The following is a 22,698-nucleotide window of genomic DNA, read 5'->3' on the forward strand; positions in this document are numbered from 1 at the left end:
CGGGAACGATCGTATCCGGCGGCGGCGCAGCGCCGCGGCGGACAGGCTCAACCGGCGCAGCGGCAACCGCGGCGGGCGCTTGCGGCGTCGGTCTCAGGCCTGGCGTACCGGCTGGTGCTCTGCGTGGCGGGTGCGGTCGCGGATCTCAGGGCGGCCGTAGCCATCGGTGTCGAGGCGGAGCACGGTGGCGAGCACGCCCCAGATGGCGAGTCCCGCGAGGACGAGGAAGATGATCGTGGTCATGGCAGTAAATCTATGGCTTGCCAGATCCTGCCGACAGTGGCAGAGTGGCCATCAAACGATCGATTCCTGCCAAACCCGGAGGCGCCATGCTCCAGTCCATCGCCTGCATCGCCATGCCCCAGATGGCGCCCTTCGAATTCGGCGTGATCTGCGAGGTCTTCGGCATCGATCGCGCCGACACGGGCGGTCCGACGTTCGACTTCCATGTCGTCGCCGCCGAGCCAGGCCCCATTCCCACGAAACTCGGCTTCGACGTCGTCGTGCACGAGGGGCTCGACGCCGCCTACACCGCCGATCTCGTCGCCGTTCCGGCATCGCTCATCGGCACGCGGCCCGACGACCGGGTGCTCGACGTCATCCGTCACGCCGTCGATCGAGGCGCCTGGGTGCTCTCGGTCTGCTCGGGCGCATTCACCCTCGGTCACGCCGGCGTGCTCGACGGGCGCCGTTCGACGACTCACTGGATGTACACCGACCTCCTCTCCGAGATGTTCCCCGAGACCGACGTCGATGCCGACGTGCTCTTCGTGCACGACGACAAGATCGTGACCGGCGCCGGCACCGCGGCGGGCATCGACGCGGCGCTGCACATCGTGCGCACCGAGCTCGGCGCGAGCGCCGCCAACAACATCGCACGTCGCATGGTCGTGCCGCCGCAGCGAGACGGCGGTCAGTCGCAGTTCATCCAGACGCCGGTCGCCGAGTGCCGCAGCGATTCGTTCGCGAAGATCACCGAGTGGATGGTCGAGCACCTCGACGAAGACCTCACCGTCGACCTGCTCGCTCGCAAAGCGCTCATGTCGCCGCGCACCTTCGCCCGGCGCTTCCGCGCCGAGACGGGCACCACGCCGAACGCCTGGCTCAACCGCCAGCGCCTGCTGCGCGCGCAGCAACTGCTCGAAGAGACCTCCTTCACGCTCGAGGAGATCGCGCGCGACACCGGATTCGGCGCGGCAGCCGTGATGCGACACCACTTCGTGAAGGTGCTGCAGACGACGCCGACCGCCTACCGCCGACTCTTCGGTGTGCGGGTCGCCTCCTAGCGGAGCACCCGGATGCTCTCGATCCGGAGATCGCCGGGGGCGGTGAGCGGGTCGAGCCGCAACGTGGTGAGCGGACTGCCCTGCGGCGGGATGCTCACCCGGTACACGTACGGCCCGCCCGCCTCGACCTTGAACCTGGCGCTCCGGCTCTCGGCGGCGCCCGGCTGATCGGCCGTGCCCCAGAAGAGCTGCGCCTGAGTCAGGATCGACGACGTCATCGTGATCTCCACCACGGCTCCCGCAGAGGCATCCAGCGACATCGATCCCATGAAGCCCATGTTCGGATCGCCGCCGATGGATGTCGCATGAAGTGCCCCGTCGGCGACTGTGAAGCCGGTGAGCTGACCTGTCGGTGCCCAGCCCTCGGCGTCGCCCGCGGTCTCGAAGTTCCACGCTCTCAGCTCTGAAGTGACGCGCACCTCGTCGTGGTCGCCCGGCACCTCGGCGTCTCCGTACACAGCGGTGACGCCCACGGTTCCCGACGGCAGTTCGGCGGCGGCGGGCGACGTCACAGAGGTGCGCACGATCCCCTCAGCTCCTCCAGCGAGGTCGTACGGCATGGTCGCCGGATCCAGGCCCCAGCCGTCCGGCGCCGTGAACCGGATCGAGCCGGCCAGCGGTGCCGCGGCACGGCGGTTGCGGATCGTGACCGTGACCGTCGTCGAGTCGCCGGCGTGCGCGAGCACCGCCGGATCGGCCTGGACCGAGACGATCTCGACCGGGGACACCACGTTCACCGCCGTCGCCACCGGGACGGTGACCGTGGCCTGGCCCCGGCGATAGGTCACCGCTCCTGCGAGCGCGACGTCGTCGGCGATCGGCTCGTCGCCGCCGATCGAGACGATCAACGGCACCACCGCCGACGCCCCGGGGTCCACGGTCTGCGGGGTGAATCCTGGTGTCGCCGACCAGCCCGCCGGCAGGTCGAGCGACAGCGCCGGACGGCTCAGGCTCGAGTCGCCCGTGTTGACGATCGTCGCCTCGAGCACGGCGGTGGAACCGGGAACCACGTCGGCTTCGGCGAAGGCCAACGATACGGACACGCCGAGAAGCAGCGTCGTCATCGCCGACAGCGCGGCATCGACCCGCTGAAGGGACGCGAGCAACGCCTCGGCGTCAGTCGCGGCGATCGACTCGTCGGAGGACGCGCCCTCGATCAGCTCCGTGAGCTTCGCCGCCGTGGCGACGCCCTTCCTCGCCGCGTCGAGCGCCTCCCCCGTCGCGCCGTCGTCGGTGTGCGCGCGACTCGCGACGACGGCGCGGAGGAGCGCCGATGCCTGCGTCAGCAGGCGCTTGCCGAGCTTTCGGTCGACGTCGCCCGCCTCGACGAGGTCGTCGACGTCGCGGTGGAAGGCGGCGGCCTCATCGACCGCGTCGCCGATGTGACCGCGAACGTCATCCGACGCGAACGCGTACGTGCCCGAACCGACCTCGAAGACCGCGGCCCCATCCTCCATCCGCACGAACTCGACGCCCGGCGCCTCGTGCGCGGCGATGCCGCCTTCGAGCACGGCGTGCTCACCGACCGCGGGGACGTGGACGAGCGCGGTGGCGTTCGCCGGAACGGTCACGTCGAGGCTGAGCTCGTGGCCGGACTGCCGCTTCCACGACGACCGGATCTCGCCGTAGGGCGACTCGTGGCTCACATCGGTGTGGGTCAGCCCGCCACCGGGCCGCGGCGCGACGTCGAAGGTCGAGTAGCCGGGCCCGGTCGCCGTGATGCCGGCGATCGAGGAGTACATCCACTCGCCAACCGCGCCATAGGCGTAGTGATTGAAGGAGTTCATGCCCGGGTCCTGGAACGAGCCGTCGGGCCGGATGGAGTCCCACCGCTCCCAGGTCGTCGTCGCGCCCATCGTGAGCTCGTACAGCCACGATGGATACTCCTTCTCGAGCAACAGCCGGTACGCGACGTCGTCGCGTCCCACCGCCGAGAGCGCCGGCAGCAGGTGCGGCGTGCCGAGGAACCCGGTGGACAGGTGCCAATCGCGGGCTTCGATCGCCTCGACGAGCCGATCGCCCACCGCGGCCAGGCGGTCTTCGGGCACGAGTCCCATCCCGATCGACATCGTGTACGCCGCCTGCGAGCCGGTGTCGATGGTGCCGTCGGCGGCGATGAACCGGGCAGCGAAGGCGGCGCTGATCTCGTCGAACAGCGCGCTGAGCGCATCCGCCTCCTCGTCGCGTCCGGTGGCCCGTGCCATCTCGCTCAGCAGGTTCGCGTCATGGGCGTAGTAGGCGGTGGCGATCAGCGAATTCGACGTCGGGTCATCGAGGTTCAGCCAGTCGCCGATGCCGTGCCCCTCTGGCACGATGCCGGACTGCGCTACGGAGCTCCAGAAACCGAGCAGGTCGTCCATCATCTGCCAGTTGTCGTCGATGACCTGGGTGTCGCCGTACTGCTTCCACAGTGCGTGGGTGACGGTGACGGCCGCGTCACCCCATCCGGCGGAGACGTTGCTCTCGCCGACGCCCGGTTCGGTGCCGGGAGCGACTCCCGGGAGCGCCCCGTTGGGCGCCTGCCGGAGCCGCATGTCGCGCAGCCACTTGGTGAGGAACGCGTAGGCGTCGTGGTTGAACGTCGCCGTGTCGACGATGACGTTCAGGTCGCCGGAGTAGCCCAGCCGCTCGTCACGGGCCGGGGTGTCGGTCGGCACCGAGAGGAAATTGCCCCGCACGCCCCAGACGATGTTCGACTGCAACTGGTTCAGCATCGGGTCGGACGTGTCGAAGGTCGACGTCGGCCGATTGTCGGTGCCGACCACGATGCCGGTGAGGTCCTCGGCTGCTGGCGGCGAGGCGAGGCCAGTGATCTCGACGTACCGGAACCCATGGAAGACGAAGCTCGGGCTGTACTCGACCGTGCCGTCGCTGCCGAGCGTGACCGTCTCGGTGGCCCGCGCGGTGCGCAGGTTGGCAGTGTAGAGGGTGCCGTCGGGGTTCAGGACTTCGCCGTGGCGGATCGTCACCACGTCGCCGGGTGCGCCCGTCAGCCGGGCGCGGACCCAGCCGACCATGTTCTGACCCAGGTCGTAGATGGTGACGCCGTCGGCCGGCGCAGTCACGGCTTCGACGGGTCGTTCCTCGGTGACCCTGACAGGTGGATCAATCTGGGCGCGCAGCTCGCCGACAGCGGGGGTGAATACGTTGGCGGCCGACCACCCGTTCGCGGAGCCGGGTTCGCTCCACCCGGGAACCTCACGGCCGAAGTCGTAGGTCTCGCCCATCAGGATGTCGGCGTCGACGATCGGTCCGGGCGCGGTCTTCCAGGAGCCGTCGGTCGTGACGACCGAGGTCGTCCCGTCGTCGTGGGTGATCTCGAGCCGGCCGAGGAACGCCGGGTCGGTGCCGTAGCGGTGCGGCCCGACCCAGGCGAGGTGCCCGGCGTACCATCCGGTGCCGAGCTTCGCGCCGATCGTGTTCTCGCCCTGCTGCAGCAACTCGGTCACGTCGTAGACCTGGTACTGCACCAGTTGGCTGTAATCGGTCCAGCCGGGGGCCAACTCGTGATCGCCGACACGTTCGCCGTTGATCTCGGCGCCGTAGACGCCGAGCGCCGTCGAGTAGAGCCGCGCCGAGCTGATCGGCTCGTCGATGTCGAAGTCCTTGCGGAGCAGTGGAAGCGGGCGGTCCTCGCTCGCGAACACGCCGGTCTCGACGACGCCCGAGACCCTCAGGCGCCCGTCGCTGACGGTGCCGATCGCGAAGGGATTCACGCCGTCGGAGAAGTCGGTGTGGAAGAGCGTCTCGTCTCCCCGGGTGACGGTCACCTCCTCGACGTCGCCCGACTCGCCCTGCGCCGACCTGAATCCGAGTGTGCCCGAGGATCGCAGCGGGATGGGCCGGGTGTCGATGACGCGGCCGTCGATGCTCGTCGTCGCAGTGTCATCCGCGAGCTCGATCGTGATCTCGTGCTCACCCGCGAAGCCGCCGGGGAGTGCTTCGCCCGGGATCGGGACCTCGCCGAGCAGCCCCCAGCCGCCGTTGACCCGGCTGTGCGGACGCAGGGTGGGTTCGCCCCGAGCGGACAGCTGCCACATGTACGAGTTGGCGACCGTGGAGTCGGCGTAGAAGACGATGCCGAGCGCGTCGGTGATGTTGCTGGTGCGGATACGGAGCGTGTAGTCGCTCCACTCGGCGCCGAGGGTGCCGTCGGGAGGGCCGCCGATCCACTCAGCGCCCCATGCCTCGGCCGTGGTGGCGTCGGCCGCCAGCCCGGTCTCGAAGCTGCTCGGCTCGCTCCACTCGGTGGGCGACCCGGCGCCGTCCCACGCCCGGACCCGCCAGTGGTACTCCGTCTGCGCTTCCAGCGCTTCGCCGTCGTATGCCACGTTCACCGATTCGCGGCCGTCGACCCGGCCGCTGTCCCACACGTCGGGATCGTCGAGGCCGTCGGCCGACGTCGCGACCTGGATCTGCCGCGCCGACTGCACGATGCCTCGCTCGCGCCCCTCGAGCTGCCAGGAGAAGACCGGCGGCGCGGTCGGGATGCCGATCGCGTCCTCGAGGTGGTTCACGGCGAGCGTTCCGACAACGACCTCGCCGCTCTCGACATCGGTGAACGCGACCGTGCCGGTGCCGGCGAGTGAGACGGCCAGCAGTGCGGCCAGCGCCGACACGGTTGTGCGCCGTGAGACCGCGCGGAATCTCCAAAACATCACAGACGTCTCCTTTGACGCGAATTGAATCGTTTCATTTGGATTCGCTTCGAGCCTATCCGCCTCGCACGCCGACGGCAACCCATGACACTCAAGCGTCGATCCCCGTCGTATCGCGGCAGATGCAGAATCACCGGATGCGCGCGCGGAGCTCCATACGGGTCACGACCGTCACTGCATCAGCCGGAATTTGAAACGTTCTACGCCAAAGAGCCTGACGCGCTGCCCACGGGCGACGGTCGGCTGCTCGACGCCGAGTGTCACGCTCGACGAGACAAGAATGGATTCCACGTGCGCCCCGGCTTCACCCTGCCCGCCCGAGCATCACCAGCTTGAGAACACCTCGGCGGCGGATGCCGCGACAGCACCCGTCGTCGCGATCCACGCGATGCCGGGGCCGGTGATCTCGAGCATGCCCTCATCAGGAGTGACGTACGCCGACTCGCCGCGGCCGAGCCGGGCGACCTCACCCGAGCGGCCCTGAAGCCGCACGCGGTCGTCGCCTTCGACGAGCACGATGGCCGGGCCGTCGAGCGGGACCCGCGCGGCATCCGTGCCCGCCTCGACGCGGTAGAGCACGAAGTCGGGCACGTCGGGCCGGAAGGCGGTGACGCCCGGCGAGAGCTCGTCGGGTCGAAGCCGCGGCGGCGCGATCGGGGTGAAGTCGAGCACGTCGATGAGCTCGGTGACGTCGATGTGCTTCGGGGTGAGCCCGCCGCGGAGCACGTTGTCGCTCGCGGCCATGAGTTCGATGCCGAGCCCGTCGAGGTAGGCGTGCACGTTGCCGGCCGCGAGGTAGAGCGCTTCGCCGCGGGCGAGACGCACCCGGTTGAGCAGCAGCGAGATCACGACGCCCGGGTCTCCGGGGTAGGCCTCGGCGAGCACGGTGACCGTCTCGAACGAGAGGGCGTACGCCGACTCGAGTGCCGGCTCCGACCGAGCGAGTGCGGTGACGCGCTCGATCACCCAGCTCGCCTCGCCGGTATCGCCGCCCCGTCCGTCGCGCAGCAGCCACTCGACGGTGTCGCGAAGCGCGTGCTCGCCCGTCAGATGGTCGGCGAGCAGATCGAGTGCGCCCGGCTCGGGCGCCGTCGACGCGGCATCCGCCGCCCGCAGCACATCGAGCACCCCGCGCACCTCGTCGAGCGGGCGGAATCCCGAGAGTGCGTCGAACGTCTCGCTGATGGCGACGATGAGCTCGGGCTTGTGGAACCGGTCCTTGTAGTTGCGATCGTAGGCCGCGAGCGGCACCCCGTCGGCTTCTTCACGGGCGAAGCCGGCTCGCGCCTGCTCGGGCGTCGGATGCGCCTGCAGCGAGAGCGGCTCAGCGGCAGCCAGGAGCTTCAGGAGGAATGGGAGCCGCGCACCCTGCGCCGCCAGGCGAGGCCCGAGCGCGCGTTCGGGGTCGGCGGCGATCCAGGCGGCGAGATCGTCATGGCCGACGGATGCCGTGTCGAGCACGCGCGCCGGTGAGCCGGGGTGCGCGCCGAGCCAGAGCTCGGCCTCGGGTCCGCCCGATGACGCCGTGCCGCGGAACTCCGCGATCGCGGTGGACGAGCCCCAGGCGTAATCACGCGGGGTGTTGCCGATCGCCACAAACATGCTCGGGAGTTCCTCTCGGTCGTTTGGGTCAAAACTACCAACGCCACGGGGCGCCGCCCTGCCGCGGCATAGGCTCGACGCATCCGACGACGTACTGGAGCTGCCATGACCTTCGAGCCTCTCGCGAGCGATTTCTACGCCTACGAGTCCCTCCCCAGCGACCAGGAGAAGGAGGCGCTCGGCACGCTGCGCGCCTGGCTCGAGGCCGACGTCAAGCCCATCATCGGCGGCTACTGGGAGCGTGCCGAGTTCCCCATGCAGATCGTGAAGCCGCTCGCCGATCTCGGCACCCTCTCCTACAACTGGGAGGAGACTCGGCCGTTCGAGAACTCGGCCGTGTTCCGCGGTTTCGTCGCCTTCGAGCTCGCACGCATCGACCCCTCGGTCGCGACGTTCGTCGGCGTGCAGAACGGCCTCGCCACCGGCACGATCAGCGTGTGCGGCTCGAAGGAGCAGCGCGACGAGTGGATCCCGAAGCTCGCGAGCGGCGAGGTGATCGGTGCCTTCGGACTCACCGAGCCGCTCTCGGGCTCCGACTCCGCGCAGGGCCTGCGCACCACCGCGCGACGTGAGGGCGACACCTGGGTGCTCAACGGCTCCAAGCGCTGGATCGGCAACGCCACGTTCTCGGACATCACGATCATCTGGGCGAAGGACGTCGCCGACGACCAGGTCAAGGGCTTCATCGTGCCGACCTCGACTCCCGGCTACACGGCCACGAAGATCGAGGGCAAGATCAGCCTGCGCGCCGTGCAGAACGCCGACATCACCCTCGAGAATGTGGCCGTGCCCGAATCGCTGCGCCTCGCGAACGCCAATTCCTTCCGCGACACCGCGAACGTGCTGCGCCTCACGCGCGCCGAGGTCGCGTGGGCCGCTGTCGGCACGTCGGTCGGCGCCTACGAGGCCGCCGTGAAGTACGCGGGCGAGCGCGTGCAGTTCGGCAAGACGATCGGTTCGCACCAGTTGATCCAAGACCTGCTCGTCAAGTGCCTCGGCAACATCACCGCCTCGCTCGGCATGGTCGTGCGCGTTTCGGAGATGCTCGACCGCGGAGAGCAACGCGACGAGCACTCGGCCCTCGCGAAGGCGTATACGACGGCGCGCATGCGCGAGACCGTGGCATGGGCCCGCGAAGCGGTCGGCGGCAACGGCATCACGCTCGAGTACGACGTCGCCCGCTTCTTCGCCGACGCCGAGGCCCTCTACTCGTACGAGGGTACCCGCGAGATGAACACGCTCATCGTGGGGCGCAAGATCACGGGCAAGGCGGCGTTCGTCTGAGTTCCGGCGCGATGGCGGATGCCGCGGCGGGGATCGTTCCCGCCGCGGCATCCGACTTCGTTCGTCACCTGTTCGCAACCCTCGCCGCGATAGCCTGTACCGCATGAGCACCGCCCGACGACGCTGGATCACGGCGTATGCCACGTTCGCGCTGTTCACCGTGCTGGCCGGCCAGTTCTGGCGCAATCTCCTCGGCTGGTGGGGGTTCGCGGTCGTGGTCGCGGTCGTGCTCATCGGCGCGGTCGTGCTCCTCGTGCGCGTACGTCCCGCCTGGAAGTGGCGCCGGGTGCCGAAGTCGACGCTCGTGTTCCTGCTGCTCGCGACCGCCTCGATCACGTGGTCGTTCTACCCCGACGCGACTGCCGTCGGGCTCGCCGCGACGCTCGCGACGAGCTTCACCGCGGTCGCCCTCGTGCTGTGCCTCGACTGGACACGATTCGTGCGCTGTCTCGCCGGAGCGATCAAATGGGTGCTCGCCCTCTCACTCGCGTTCGAGCTGTGGGTCGCGGTGTTCATCGGCGGCCCCCTGCTCCCAAACTTCCCCGACTTCGAGGTGACGGGCGAGAAGCTCCCGATGGCCTTCTACTGGTCGCGGGGCCTGCTGTTCGACGGCGGCCCCATCGAGGGCATCGTCGCCAGCCGCAATCTTCTCGGCATGATGGCGCTGCTCGGGCTCATCGTGTTCGGCGCCCTGCTCGCCGCGGGCAGTGTGCGCCGCGCATCGGGCATCGGCTGGCTCGTCGTCGCCGGCCTCGTCTTCGCCCTCACCAGGTCGGCGACCGTGATCCTCGTCGCTGCGATCGTGCTCGTCGCACTCGGCTTCGTGCTGTGGGCACGGCGCGTCGGCCCGAATCGTCGGGCGGCGGTGTACTGGACCGCGGGCGGCGCACTCGTGGCATCCGTCGCCCTGCTCATCGTGTTCTGGAGCCGCCTGCTCGAGCTCTTCGGCAAGAGCGAAGACCTCACCGGCCGGTTCGACATCTGGAACTCGGTGATCGGTCTTGCTCTTGAGCGCCCGTGGTTCGGGTGGGGCTGGGTGAGTTACTGGGCGCCTTGGGTCGAACCCTTCAACGGCCTCGCGGAGCGCAAGGGCGTGCAGTACTTCCAAGCGCATAACGCCTGGCTCGACGTGTGGATGCAGCTCGGCATCATCGGGCTCATCGCGTTCGCGTCGATGGTGATCGGCGCACTGTGGCGCTCGTGGTTCCTGGCCGTCGACCGGCCCATGGATGCTGCGGGCCGGCCGCTCCCCCATTCGGCCGCGGCCCTCGTGCCCCTCCTCGTACTCGTGGCGCTCATCGGGCAGAGCCTGGCCGAGAGCCGCATCCTCGTCGAGAGCGGATGGATGCTGCTCATCGCGGTCGCCTGGTCGACGAAGCGGCGGCAATGGGAGCACGAGCCTCTGCCGGCCGCGGCCGCTCCCCGCCCGTTCCCGGAACCCGTCGATGGGAACCTCCCCCGCCACGGCACGCTCAGCGAGCAATGACGCCGACCCCGGATTCGTCGCGACTCGTGGTCGCCGTGCGCGAGTTCGCCGGCTCTGCTCGCTTCGCGCAGGCCCTCACGCTGCTCGCGGTCGGACTTGCGTTCTCGACCCACGCCCTGCGCACGCTCATGGGCACGGCCGGCCTGCTGGCAGCACTACTGGGACTCCTCGTGCTGTGCGCCGTCTCGCTGGTCGCCCGCTGGCGAGCCGTCGAGTGGTACGGCATCCTGCCGTTGACCATCCTCGTCTTCATCGGCTGGTGCGCGGCCTCCGTGATCTGGAGCAGTCTGCCGGCGCTGACCTCGATCGCCAGGCTCGCCTACCTCATCGCCTTCGCGTTCGTCGGCGTCTATGTCGCGCTCATGCGCGACACGATCCAGATCGTGCGCGCCTTCGGCGATGTGCTGCGCGTGCTGCTTGGCGTTTCGCTCGCACTCGAAGTGCTGTCGGGGATCATCCTCGATCTGCCGATCAGGGCGCTCGGCATCGAGGGCGACATCGCGCAATTCGGACCCATTCAGGGCATCTTCGGGTCGCGCAACATGCTGGGCTTCGTCGCGCTCATCGCACTGCTCACGTTCATCGTCGAGTGGCGAACCAAAATCGCTCGGCGGCCCCGCGCGTTCGCGTCGCTCGCACTCGCCGGCCTGTGTCTCGTCTTCTCGGGATCACCGACGACGTGGTTCGCGCTGGGGGCGGCACTCGTCGCCCTGCTCGCGCTGTACGGGCTCAGGCGGGCCTCGGCGCCGACCCGATGGCGCTGGCAGATCGGCCTGCTGATCACCGGCCTGCTGGCGATCATCGCCGGCTGGATCTTCCGGATCCGCATCATCGAGCTCCTCGACGCGCGCAGCGAGTTCGACGTTCGGCTCGACGTGTGGCGCGAGCTCTCGCGCTACCTCAACCTGAATCCCCTGCAGGGATGGGGATGGGTCGGGCCGTGGCCGGATGCCCCGCCGTACACGTGGATCGAATTGGCCACCGGCCGGCCGCACGGTTCGGCGTTGAACGCGTATATCGACGTGTACTTCCAGGTCGGCGTCATCGGGGCGCTGCTCTTCATCGCGCTGCTGGGAGTCGCACTGGTTCGAGCGTGGCTGCTCGCCTCGACACGGCGGAGCGTCGTCTACGTATGGCCCGCCCTCATGCTCGTCGCGATCGCCGTGACGTCGTTCGCAGAGAGCTTCGCGCTCGTCGAGGGCGGGTGGATGCTGCTCGTGGTGTGCGCAGTCAAGGCGGCGCGCGACATGAGCTGGCGGGATGCGCTGTTCGCAGCAAGTGCTCAGTCGGCCGCGTCAGCCTGACTTCGGAGCCGCCAGAGCGTGACGGTGCTCGATTCAGTCACAGCGATCGAGTCGACGTAGTCGAGATCGCTCGTATAGCGCTGTTCCCAGTCGCAGGATGATTCGGTCACCACCCAGCCGACACCCCCAGCTCGCGCCTCCTCCACCGGGAATTCCCCAGCGTTCCGCAATACCACGACGTCTCCCAGGGGATCGTGCCGTTCCGGCCAAGCCATTCCCATATGGAAGAACGCGATCGGTGCTCCGCTGTTCACCTTCAGATACATCGGCACGATGCACGGATCTGTTGCGATCAGTTCACCGGTCCGATCAGCATCCGTGGCGAGTACGAGTTCCGCTGCGGCTCGATCTTGCGCCGTGAGTGAGTCCTCGACCTGATGCACGGCTGAGTCCGCGACGAATCGCACGTAATCGACACTCGAACCGGCGGCGAGCGCGGCGATGAGCACAGTGGCACCGACAGACCACCATCGGAATGAACGAGCCTGCGGTGATTGACGCAGTCCCGAGCGTATGCCCCGAGCGATGTCGACCATCACGGGAAGCACAGTGATCGACAGCAGAGCGAACACGTCGATCCACATTCGGTACGGCTCAGCATTGGCGCCCCACCGGTCGTTGAGCGAGAGCAGCAGCCACGCTGAACCGCCACCGACTGCGTACGCCGACCACACCGGTTTTCGGAGCAGGATGCCCGCGACGAGGATCGCGGCGAGCGCACCCCACATCACGATTCCCGCTCCGAGAATCAACCAGAACGGCACGCCGAGGTTCGAGTTGGAATCGACCCGATAGCTCAGGAACGGGTCCCCGCTCGAGATGCCGACCAGGGTGCGAACGACCTGAGGTGACGCCGCGAGCACGGCCACGAGTCCGGCGATCGCCACAAGACCGCGAGACGTGATGACCACGAGGACGAGCCCGGGAATCGCGGGGAGGAGTCCGAACACGAGCGTGGGAAGCTGCCCGCCGGCGTCGTGGACCACGGGACCGAGCACGAAGACGACGGGAATGAGCGCCGCGGACACCCCGGCGACGATCCATTGCCGTCGAGCGACTATCGCCCAGCTCGCAGCTACGAACGCTGCGAGGTAGACCCCGGTCAGGAACGAGTACGTCTGCACATTCGCCAGCGCGCCGAGCACGGCTGCCGACCCGATCGTGACGCTGATCCGCCACCCTCGCGCGGTCGGCCGGAACCAGACGGCGATCAGGCAGAGCAGCGCCGCCCCTGCAGCCGAGAGTCCTGCCATCTCGCCGTTGCCGGAGTGGAGCACCGCGAACGGTGCCCACAGTACGGCGTGGGACTCGAGCGGCACCCGCCAGTCATCTGCCCATACCCAGGCGTACGTGCCGATGAGGAAGGGGACGGGGGCCAGGAACGCGTACCGAACGCGCCCACCGAAACGAACGAGAACCGTGGCGAGAACGGCAACGAGGGAGCCGAGGACCAGAAGGCCCACCACGTTCCACGCAACAATCGATGGGATGCCCGTCGCTCTCGCGACGAGTCCGAGCAAGGTGTAGTACCCATGCGGATAGAAGTTGCTGCCCGTTTCCGTGTCGGGCTCGACGTCTGAGAACAGCCCGTCGGCGACGTTGCGCACGATCGCGAGGTATCCCCACTGGTCGAATGAGAAGAACGTCCGCATGCGGTCCAGACGAAGACCGCCATGCAGTGCGAGCGGGAGCAGTTGGCTCCCGAGCACGACGGCGACGCTCGTCGCGACGGCCACGACGGTTCTCCAGGTACTCCTCGTGGTGTGGTTCGAGATGCTCATCGAACGCGGGCCACTACGACGAACTCGTTGTAGATGAAGATCGATCCGGCCCAGCGAGGGAACGGAAAGGAGTAGGAGCGCTCGATATCGAGCCCGAGGTCCGCGCAGATCTCACGAAGTGCAACGAAATCGACGAATTCCACATGTGTCGGATCGGACTTGAATCCGCGTTCCTGAGGGGTGATGAAACACAGTCGCCCACCGGCGCGGAGGTACGGGCGATACGCGCGAACCAGTTCGGTGGCCTCATCGCGCTTCATGTGCTCCAGTACGTGCGCGAAGAGCAGAGTGTCGAAGCCTCCGACAATCGCGTGCGGCGACTCCCGGAAGCCCTCGACAGAGTAGGCGACATGGCCGCGTTCACGCGCGATCGACACTGACGTCGCATTGTGATCGACGCCGACGGCATCATCGAGGTTTGCGAGGTTACGCCCGATGCCGCAACCGACGTCGAGGGTGTGACCGAGGTGGAGGCGACGGAGATTCCAGCGATACGGCGCTTGCACGGGAAGGATCTTCTTCCACCACTTCGACTGACGCCGACGGAGTCGTTCAGCGTACGCGAGGCTCTTCGTTTGCGGCGAACCCTCGCCGGCTGCGTCTGAACGGGCTGACTGTGGCATCCTCTGACGGTATCAAGTGCCGCCATCGGATGCTGCCGGTGGCGTCGCTGCAGCTCACTCGCAGGACGACCGGCAGGTTCGCCTCAACGGTATTCGCGACATAGAATCATTCGGTGCGCGCCCAAGGCGCGCACCTGCGGTACACCCCGAGCACCGCCCCAATAGAAGGATCGAATCTGACGTGACCGGATCCCAGCCGACCGATGTCGCCGGCTTCAGCGTCCCCGGTCGCAGCCGTGGCCTCCTCGATGTATTCGGGTACCGCTATCTGCTCCGGCTGCTCGTGCGCAAGGGCATTCTCACCCGCTACCACGGGTCGGTACTCGGCTGGACGTGGTCCTACGTCAAGCCGGCCGCGCAGTTCATCGTCTTCTATCTCGTGTTCGGCATCTTCCTCGATCTGAATCGGGGCATCCCCGGTTTCCCGGTCTACCTGTTCTCGGGCATCATCGTCATCAATCTCTTCAATGAGGCCTTCAGCAACGCCACGAAGTCGATTGTCGACAACGCTCCGCTCGTGAAGAAGATCTTCCTTCCCCGTGAGCTGTTCCCGGTCGCAACCGTCATCGTGGCCTTCGTGCACTTTCTCCCGCAGGTCCTCATCCTCCTGCTGGTGTGTCTCTGGGTGGGATGGGCACCGACCTGGATCGGTATCGCGGGCATTCTGCTCGGTGCCCTGATCGTCGTCATCATCTCGACAGGGCTCGGTCTGCTGTTCGGCGCAGTGAACGTCTCGTTCCGTGACGCACAGAACTTCGTCGAGCTCGTGCTCCTCTTCGCCACGTGGACATCGCCGGTCCTGTACTCCTGGACGATGGTGCGCGACACCGTTCCAGCATGGGTTCTCGAGATCTACATGCTGAATCCTTTGACCGCCGCCGTGGAGTTGTTCCACGAGGGCTTCTGGCTACCGACGATCAGCGAGGCGGTCGAGCGGCCCGACTCACTCTGGCTCAACGCATTCCTCGCCCTCGGCCTCGCCATCGTGCTGCTGTTCGTCGGGCAGTTCGCTTTCCGACGGCTGGAGGGTCGCTTTGCCCAAGACCTCTGAGCTCACCGGCGTCCCGCGGATCGTGGTCAACGACATCCGCAAGACGTTCGTGCTGCGACACACGCACTCCTTCAAAGAGGCATTCATCGCTTGGCTTCGACGTAAGAAGCTGACGACCGTGTTCTCAGCACTCGATGATGTGAGTTTCACCATCGGCGAGGGCGAGTCGGTGGCCCTCCTCGGATACAACGGCTCTGGCAAGTCGACGCTGCTGAAGCTGATCTCAGGCGTCCTGCGACCGAACGGAGGCATGGTGCTGACCCGGGGACGCGTCGCAGGGCTGATCGAGGTCGGGGCCGGTTTTCACCCCGATCTTTCCGGCCGCGAGAACGTCTACCTGAACGCCGCCATCCTCGGAATGACGAGGAAGGAAGTGGACGCGAACTTCGACCGTATCGTCGAGTTCGCGGAGATCGGCGAGTTCATCGACACGGAAGTGAAGCACTACTCCTCTGGGATGTTCGTCCGACTCGCGTTCTCCGTCGCCATTCATACCGAACTCGACATCCTGCTCGTCGATGAGGTGCTCGCCGTCGGAGATGCGCCATTCCGCGAGAAGTGCAAGGCGAAGATCGCCGAGCTGTCGTCGCAGAACAAGACCATGCTCGTCGTCAGTCACGACCTCGACATGGTCGCCGAGCTGTGCCAGCGAGGAATCGTGCTCGAACGCGGCCGCAAGGTGTACGACGGCGATGTGAAGACCGCCATCGGCGAAATGATCTCCCGAGGATCGTCGAAGTAGATCGATGTCGACCGTCGAGGAGTACGCGACACCCGCCCCCGACGCCGACCGTGGGGGCTTCCTCCGTGTGTTGGTGGCGACCGGGGTGATCGGCATCGCCGGATACGTCATCACCTGGCTCGTACCGTGGACCATCGGCGCTGCCGCGTACTCGACGTTCGCAGTGTTCTGGTCGTTCACGTTCCTCCTCGCAGCAGGCCTCTCCGGCATCCAACAGGAGATCACCAGGGCGACCCACGTCATTGAACAGCCAGTCGCTCCCCCGGCGACAGAGCTCTCCCAGGTCACGCGGTTCGCCGTGGTCGCGACCGTCATCGTTGCAGTGGTCCTTCTCGTCTCTGCTCCATTCTGGGGAAGTCTCGTCTTCCCTGACCTCGGACTCGCCCTCGTGTGGCCGCTCGTGGTCGGGGCGTGCTCGTACGTATTGCTCGCCGTGCTCACCGGAACGCTCTACGGCGTCTCGCACTGGACCGCACTGTTCTGGGCCATCCTCGTCGAAGGCGTGCTCCGTCTCGCGCTGATCGCGATCGTTCTGTTCTTCACGCACGACGTCGTCGCTCTCGCGTGGGCGGTCGCTGCCCCGTTCCCCACGACGTTCGTGATCATCTGGCTGGTGTACCGGCGTCGGTTGGCAGGACGAACCCGCTTGGACGTCGGCTACCGCGCGCTCACGTGGAACGTCGCACGAACCATCTTGGCGGCCATCTCGATGGGCATGCTCGTCAGTGGTTTCCCGCTTCTTCTCGAAATCACCACACCCGCCTCAGGCGGCGCCGCGCTGGGCGTGCTCATCCTGCTCACCGTGCTCGTGCGAGCACCGCTCATCGTCGTGGGCATGGCGTTGCAGAGCTATTTCGTCGTTCTGTTCCGGAACAGCGCCGACCGCTTCTGGGCGACGGTCCTGCGCTTGGAACTCCTGGTGCTTGTCGCGGGAATCGTCGTGACGGCCCTCGGCTGGTGGCTGGGCCCAGCCGTGTTCGCGTTCCTCTTCCCTCAAGAAGCCGTGCCGTCGGCCACGCTGATCGCAGCGCTGGCTGCATCGTCGGCACTCCTCGGAGGCCTCTGCGTGATGGCGCCGGCGACGCTGGCGAGATCACATCACACCCTTTTCACCGTCGGGTGGGTTCTCGCGGCGGTCGTTACCATTGCGGTGCTGCTCCTGCCGCTCGACCTCGAGACTCGCGCAGTGGCGTCGTTGATCGGCGGTCCGGCGGCTGGGCTCCTCGTGCAATCCGTCGGTCTGCCGTTGGCGGAGCGTCGACGCTGACAGCCCGCGATGCTCTGTTCAGGAGCGCGCGTCGCGCATCACTCCTGATCCAGCGACTTCGCCCATGTAGTTGAAGAGGTGATCTCGGGGAGCGCACTGCGGTACTGCTCTCGCAGTTCGCGCCACCTGCGGCGGTACGCGAGATTGAGCCGGACTGTGTCTCGGAGCATCTTGCGGAAGAGCTTGGGGTTCCTGACGTGCCACGTCGCACCCGACCCTTCGGCGTTGGTGATGAGCACGCTGTCGTACTCGGGGACCTCGAACCACCGTGCGTCCTGATAGGCGAGATGCGCGTGCGGCGCATCGATGCCCTTGGGCCGCACGAACGCATGCCGCCAAGTCTGCGCCGCGATCCATCGCACGAATCCGAGACCGCGGGGTCCTGGCTCGACGCGACCGGTTGTGACGCTCATGATCTCTCTCGCAGGAAAATGCGGACGGTCGGCCGCGCTCCGAATCAGCTTCGCCTCTCTGAACTCCGTGCCGAGCGCCCGCACTCTCGGCAGACGGTCGACCATGTCGGTGTGCAGTTGATGCGGGCCTTCGAACACATTCCTGACGGCCTCATGACGCATCGCCACCGTGTAGTAGTCCATGGTCAGCAGGTTCTTGACGTCAGCCGCCAGGTTCGCACGCCACAGCCTGCCGCCACGCCTCAGCGGCGAGTGCAGGAGCGCAGCGACGAGACGGTTGCGAGCATGGAAGAACGCTTGCCAGTCGTGGGAGTCGTCTTTATCGACCCATGAGACATGCCAGACCGCTGCGCCGGGAAGACTCACGGTGGCGTACCCGGCGGCGCGCGCCCTGAGGGAGTACTCGGCGTCGTCCCACTTGATGAAGACCGGCAACGAAAGGCCGATCTCGTCGAGAACCCGCACCGGGATGAGCGACATCCACCACCCGTTGTAGTCGACGTCGAATCGACGATGCAACCAGGGTGTCTGCCGCAGATTCGACTCCGCGAAGTCGTGTCGATGCGGCGTGAACGGCCCCCAGATGAACGGGCTCCATCGAATGCCCTCGGCGTAGGCGTGCAGCTTCGACTTGTCGTACATGTCGAGCATGTGTCCGCCCACGATGGTGGGCTTGATGCAGAAGTTCGCGAACGTGACGGCACGCCGCAGACTCTCGGGCTCGATTTCGACATCGTCGTCGAGCAGAATGATGTATTCGGATTCTCCCGCTCGGAGCGTTTCGAGCATTCCGCGCGAGAATCCGCCGGAACCGCCGAGGTTTCGCTGCTCGATGACCTGCAGCCGGCCATCGAGGGCGGCCTCGGCTGCGGCGAATCCGGCGTTCTCCATGATGCGTTCGGAGCCCTGGTCGACGACGAGCACCCGATCGAGGCTGGCACGAGCATCCTCGTCAGTGCCGATCGCCTCGAGGAGCTTCGTGCAGTAGTCGCCTCGGTTCAGCGTCGTGATCGAGACCGTTGCCGTGCCGTTGACTCGAGGGCTCGCATCCTCAGGAGCGAGCCAGTCCGCCTGCACAAGGTGAAGGGGTTCGTCGCCGGCGATCAGATCGAACCACAGCCAGCCGCCATCGATGAACGAGGTGAACGGCAGGTCGAACTCGGTCGTCCTCGTTCCCGTCACCTCGACGCCATCGATGCGCTGGATGACGCCGCGTGCGTTCGATCGGAAGACGACGATACGTCCGGCCCCGGTCGTGGAGACGCGGAGTCTGACGCCCGAGAGTGAGGTCCACGAATTCCAGTAGCTGGCGGGGAACGCGTTGAAGTAACTCGCGAGGGACACCGACTTCGCGGCCGGAACGCGGAGACCGCGACGCCCCTCGAGCCAGGCGAGTCCGTTGCGGTTCGTGAGGCGAACCGCCTTGCGGGTGAGCGACTCATCGGCGATGCCTCGGGCCTGAGCGAGCCGAAACTCGTCGTCCCGTTCACCCGCCACCTGCCACGTCCACGTTTCGGGGTCGAGATAGAGCGGCAACGACTGGGGGTCGCCGTGCTCTGGAAAGATCACACGTTGGAGAACGATCGACTCTGCCATCTGCTGCTCAATCATGGTCGGATGCTTCGTGGTCGTAGGCCAGGTCGACGGCGTCGACTCGGTCGGTGCGGTGGCTCAGCCCAACGCCGGCTTCAGCTTGTTCTCGTACATCGAGAGTGCCGAGCCGATCGCCATATGCATGTCGAGGTACTGATACGTGCCGAGGCGTCCGCCGAAGTGCACGCGCGACTCCTGCTTTCCGAGTTCCCGGTATGCCAGGAGCCGCTCGCGGTCCTCGGCCGTGTTGACGGGGTAGTAGGGCTCGTCGCCCCGCTCGGCGAAGCGCGAGAACTCGCGCATGATGACGGTCTTGTCGTCGGGGTACTCGCGTTCAGGGTGGAAGTGGCGGAACTCATGGATCCGCGTGTACGGCGTATCGAGGTCGGCGTAGTTCATGACCGGAGTGCCCTGGAAGTCGCCGATGGGCAGCACCTCACGCTCGAAATCGAGGGTTCGCCAGGCGAGCTCGCCCGCGGAGTACTCGAAGTACCGGTCGATGGGCCCGGTGTAGACCACCGGCACCTGGCCGACGATCGCCGACTTGTTCACGGGCTGTGATTCGTCGAAGAAGTCAGTCGAGAGCCGAACCTCGATGTTGTCATGGTCGGCCATGCGCTCGATCCAGGCGGTGTAGCCGTCGGTCGGCAGTCCCTCGAATCGGTCGTTGAAGTAGCGATTGTCGTAGGTGTAGCGAACCGGAAGACGGCTGATCACCTCAGCCGGCAGCTCGCGCGGGTCTGTCTGCCACTGCTTCGCGGTGTAGTCCCTGATGAACGCCTCGTACAGCGGTCGCCCGATGAGCGAGATCGCCTTCTCCTCGAGATCCTGCACCTCACCGGTTTCGTGCTCGGCCGCCTGCTCTGCGACGAGAGCGCGCGCCTCAGCGGGGCCCAGTGCCGAGCGGAAGAACTGGTTGATCGTGCCGAGGTTGATCGGCAACGGGTACACCTCGCCCTTGTGGGTCGTGTACACGCGATGAACGTAGTCGGTGAACGACGTGAATCGGTTGACGTATTCCCACACACTCGGGTTCGACGTATGGAAGAGGTGTGCGCCGTACCGGTGCACTTCGATGCCGGTCTCTGCATCGGCCTCGCTGTAGGCGTTTCCACCGATGTGGTCACGCCGGTCGATGACGAGCACCTTCAGCCCGAGCTCTTCGGCGACCCGCTCAGCAACCGTGAGCCCGAAGAAGCCTGAACCGACGACGACGAGGTCGACATCCGTCATATATCCACCCATTCCGTTTCAACCGGAGAATCACTGACCCGCCGGTGCGAGCCAAAGTTCGATTCTAGCCCGCCCGTGCTGAACGCGTCGTCGATGCCATCCATCCCGGCTCTGCCTGGGATCGAGCGCCTGCGATCCATCCGTCGATGCGGCGGTCGCCACGAACCCGAAGCCTCCGGACGATGACCCATGCTCCGAGCAGCACTACGATCAGCACCGCGGCAGCGATCTGCACCTGCCAGCCAGGCGACCAATAGGAGACGGTGACCGTCGTTCCTGCCGCATCGCCGGGAATCTGGACGCCGAGCAGGAGCGTGTCGACTGGTTCCTCGGTGAGCGTGGCTCCGTCCACCGCGTAGCCAGGCCAAGGAATTCGACTGAGCGCCACCGTGCCGCCATCGGACGGCACGTCGACGACTCGGAACGTCACTCCCATCTCGTCGCGGTCGACAACCGATACCGAGGTCCCAGCGGACGACCATGCCACGCTTCCAGCACCATCGATGGGCTCGTCGCGCACGATCATTCGTGTGAGCGTCGTGTCTTCGACGACGTGCCAGCCATCGGGAACCGCTGTCCAATCGGCCTCTGGGATGCCCTGCTTGATGGATTGAACGGTGCTCACGCCGAGGAGGTCCACCACCGGGAGGCCGGTGGTGGGTTGCTCGCTGAAGAGCATCGTGTATGCCGAACTGCACGTGGAACCGTTGTAGTACATGCACGTCAAGGCTTGGAAGGGCGGGTAGTACACCGAGGAGTACGAGTTCTGCGCGGCTGCGGGATTGATGTAGAACATGTTGCCGGCGAGCGTCTCGAGCCAGTATCCAGGCTGGCCGCGACCGTTGTCCACACCCCCGATGACCAGCAGGTCCCCCTCGGCCTCGGTGAACTGAGTCCGATAGTCGGCGATCGCAGTGGGGCTGCCGTAGTCCTGCAACGGCGACCCCTTCGCGACGAAGTGCTGCGGCACGAGCATCACGATCGTGATTCCCGCGAGCACCGACGCGGCTGCGATGGGTCGAAGATTCCGCGACTGGGCATCGACTGACTCACGCCGACGACGTCCGCCGAGGAGCAGGAACACCAGCCAGATCGCAGCGAGTCCGATGACGAGCACCACAGCGAGTCCGCGCCACCGATCTGGCGCGGCGGCGAAAGCGAAATATGCTGACGCAGCAGTCAGCGCCAGACCACCCCAGAGCCGCCGGCGGGACAGTGGCGCGGCCAGTGCCGACGACAGGCCGACGCCCACGACCAACAGCACACCCACCGAGACGTACGGCATCAACCGCACAGGGAACCGCAATGGCCCGAAGTCGCTCGGGAGGAGGGTGGCGAAGAGTGCGACGCCGAGCACGATGACGATGCTGATCCGAGCACGAAGGGCACCGCCGAGCCGACGCCAGTCAACGAACGCGAGGGCCGGCAGGAACCATGCAATGTACAGGAGCGGCGCGTTCGGGAACGTGGTGCCGAAGAACACCATCTCGGGACCGCCGACCGGGGTCGCGGAGGCTGCGAGTCCGCTGAGATCGACCGTCATGAGACCGGAGTTGCCGATCCCTGTTGCACGCCCGGTCACCGGAGAGATGAGCAGACCGGGCAGATGCACGATCACGGCGAAGAGCCCCGCGACCGTCGAGGCCGCGAACGCTCGCACGATGGTCGGCCGATGGCGGCGACCGATGGCCTCCACGATGGTCGCAACGAACGTGAACGCGAGCGCCAAGGTGCCGTGGACGTAACCGATGCCGATCATCGAGGCACACGCGACGAATGCGAGAAGGGGAGACTTCGCTTCGAAGACGGCGCGACGGATGAGTGCCCATGCGAGCGGCCACAATGCCCACGCCATGAACCCATTCACCCACGACGCGGCATCCATATAAATGGTGAAGCCGCTCAGTGCGGCGGCGATCGCGACCGCAGTCGCCCAGTGCGTGGCGACACCGAACGTCCGTGCCAGCAACCAAGCGCCGTATGCCGCGATCCCGAAGAAGCAGAGTTTGACGATCGTCATGTACACCGCACCGTCTGCAAACGCATGCAGTCCGATGCCGATGACCCACAACACCGGGGAGAAGACGCCCCATGCGCCCTCAGCGAGATAGTGTCCCGCCTGCCAGACGGTCGGGTTGATCACGGACCAGTCACCCTCGAGAACACGGCGTCCGATCTCGTACCACTGGCCGAGCGCGCCCGATTGCGAGTCATCGACGAAGTAGAACGTCGGATTGAAGAGGAGCGGGATCGCCGCACCGCAAACGGCCACCACGACCGCGATCATCGGCCAAACCAGCTTCGTTCGCATTGGAGAATTATGCCCCACGTCTGCTCTCGATCGACGCGCGATGAGCCTGGTGCCGGGCGTCCGC

The 22,698-nt window shown here is 66.6% G+C and carries 15 protein-coding genes; 7 read left to right on the forward strand and 8 right to left on the reverse strand.

The window, feature by feature from the left end:
- Positions 1–93: 93 nt before the first annotated feature.
- Entirely contained in the window at positions 94–243 is a 150-nt protein-coding gene (locus H521_RS25880; protein WP_022893601.1) for a hypothetical protein, read from the reverse strand.
- Positions 244–329: 86 nt separating this feature from the next.
- Here H521_RS25880 and H521_RS0113715 point away from each other — a divergent pair, with 86 nt between their 5' ends.
- Positions 330–1,286, forward strand: coding sequence for a GlxA family transcriptional regulator (locus H521_RS0113715; RefSeq protein ID WP_022893602.1), 957 nt, complete (start codon positions 330–332; stop codon positions 1,284–1,286).
- On the opposite strand, the gene H521_RS23400 is transcribed toward H521_RS0113715, so the two are convergent.
- Positions 1,283–5,944, reverse strand: a complete 4,662-nt coding sequence (locus H521_RS23400) for a family 78 glycoside hydrolase catalytic domain (protein WP_084512373.1) — start codon at positions 5,942–5,944, stop codon at positions 1,283–1,285. The genes H521_RS0113715 and H521_RS23400 overlap by 4 nt on opposite strands.
- Positions 5,945–6,268: 324 nt before the next feature.
- Positions 6,269–7,546 carry a mannose-6-phosphate isomerase, class I gene (gene manA, locus H521_RS0113725; protein ID WP_022893604.1) on the reverse strand — a complete coding sequence of 426 codons (1,278 nt, stop codon included), beginning with the start codon at positions 7,544–7,546 and terminating at the stop codon, positions 6,269–6,271.
- 105 nt (positions 7,547–7,651) lie between these two features.
- Here manA and H521_RS0113730 point away from each other — a divergent pair, with 105 nt between their 5' ends.
- From H521_RS0113730 to H521_RS23410, 3 genes are all read left to right on the forward strand, one after another.
- The gene (locus tag H521_RS0113730) at positions 7,652–8,830 is read left to right on the forward strand and encodes an acyl-CoA dehydrogenase family protein (protein WP_022893605.1); all 1,179 of its coding nucleotides are present in this window, start codon (positions 7,652–7,654) and stop codon (positions 8,828–8,830) included.
- A gap of 103 nt (positions 8,831–8,933) precedes the next feature.
- Positions 8,934–10,316, forward strand: a complete 1,383-nt coding sequence (locus H521_RS23405) for an O-antigen ligase family protein (protein ID WP_022893606.1) — start codon at positions 8,934–8,936, stop codon at positions 10,314–10,316.
- Positions 10,313–11,620 (forward strand): O-antigen ligase family protein, encoded by a 1,308-nt coding sequence (locus H521_RS23410; protein ID WP_022893607.1) that lies wholly within the window; start codon positions 10,313–10,315, stop codon positions 11,618–11,620. The genes H521_RS23405 and H521_RS23410 overlap by 4 nt, the downstream gene beginning before the upstream one ends.
- Here the strand turns inward: H521_RS23410 and H521_RS0113745 are convergent.
- Positions 11,599–13,401 carry a hypothetical protein gene (locus tag H521_RS0113745; protein ID WP_022893608.1) on the reverse strand — a complete coding sequence of 601 codons (1,803 nt, stop codon included), beginning with the start codon at positions 13,399–13,401 and terminating at the stop codon, positions 11,599–11,601. The two genes, H521_RS23410 and H521_RS0113745, sit on opposite strands and share 22 nt — an antisense overlap.
- The gene (locus H521_RS0113750; RefSeq protein ID WP_211215510.1) at positions 13,398–13,907 is read right to left on the reverse strand and encodes a class I SAM-dependent methyltransferase; all 510 of its coding nucleotides are present in this window, start codon (positions 13,905–13,907) and stop codon (positions 13,398–13,400) included. Before H521_RS0113750 ends, H521_RS0113745 begins: the two co-directional genes overlap by 4 nt.
- A gap of 298 nt (positions 13,908–14,205) precedes the next feature.
- On the opposite strand from H521_RS0113750, the gene H521_RS0113755 reads away from it, so the two are divergent.
- The 3 genes from H521_RS0113755 to H521_RS0113765 are packed head-to-tail and all read left to right on the forward strand — an operon-like array spanning position 14,206 to position 17,084.
- Positions 14,206–15,075: an ABC transporter permease gene (locus H521_RS0113755; RefSeq protein WP_022893610.1), complete on the forward strand. Its 870-nt coding sequence runs from the start codon at positions 14,206–14,208 to the stop codon at positions 15,073–15,075.
- Positions 15,059–15,817, forward strand: coding sequence for an ABC transporter ATP-binding protein (locus H521_RS0113760; protein WP_022893611.1), 759 nt, complete (start codon positions 15,059–15,061; stop codon positions 15,815–15,817). The genes H521_RS0113755 and H521_RS0113760 overlap by 17 nt, the downstream gene beginning before the upstream one ends.
- Positions 15,818–15,821: 4 nt before the next feature.
- Positions 15,822–17,084 (forward strand): polysaccharide biosynthesis protein, encoded by a 1,263-nt coding sequence (locus tag H521_RS0113765; RefSeq protein ID WP_022893612.1) that lies wholly within the window; start codon positions 15,822–15,824, stop codon positions 17,082–17,084.
- A gap of 38 nt (positions 17,085–17,122) precedes the next feature.
- Here H521_RS0113765 and H521_RS0113770 read toward each other — a convergent pair whose 3' ends face one another.
- The 3 genes from H521_RS0113770 to H521_RS23415 all read right to left on the reverse strand — a co-directional run bounded on the left by H521_RS0113770 (position 17,123) and on the right by H521_RS23415 (position 22,634).
- Positions 17,123–19,108 carry a glycosyltransferase gene (locus H521_RS0113770; protein WP_022893613.1) on the reverse strand — a complete coding sequence of 662 codons (1,986 nt, stop codon included), beginning with the start codon at positions 19,106–19,108 and terminating at the stop codon, positions 17,123–17,125.
- Positions 19,109–19,168: 60 nt separating this feature from the next.
- Positions 19,169–20,323, reverse strand: coding sequence for a UDP-galactopyranose mutase (glf, locus tag H521_RS0113775; protein ID WP_022893614.1), 1,155 nt, complete (start codon positions 20,321–20,323; stop codon positions 19,169–19,171).
- A 64-nt stretch (positions 20,324–20,387) separates the two neighbouring features.
- Entirely contained in the window at positions 20,388–22,634 is a 2,247-nt protein-coding gene (locus tag H521_RS23415) for a glycosyltransferase family protein (protein ID WP_211215511.1), read from the reverse strand.
- Between the last annotated feature and the right edge of the window lie 64 nt (positions 22,635–22,698).

Origin of the sequence: Agromyces subbeticus DSM 16689, from assembly GCF_000421565.1 — a bacterium.
Lineage (GTDB): Bacteria > Actinomycetota > Actinomycetes > Actinomycetales > Microbacteriaceae > Agromyces > Agromyces subbeticus.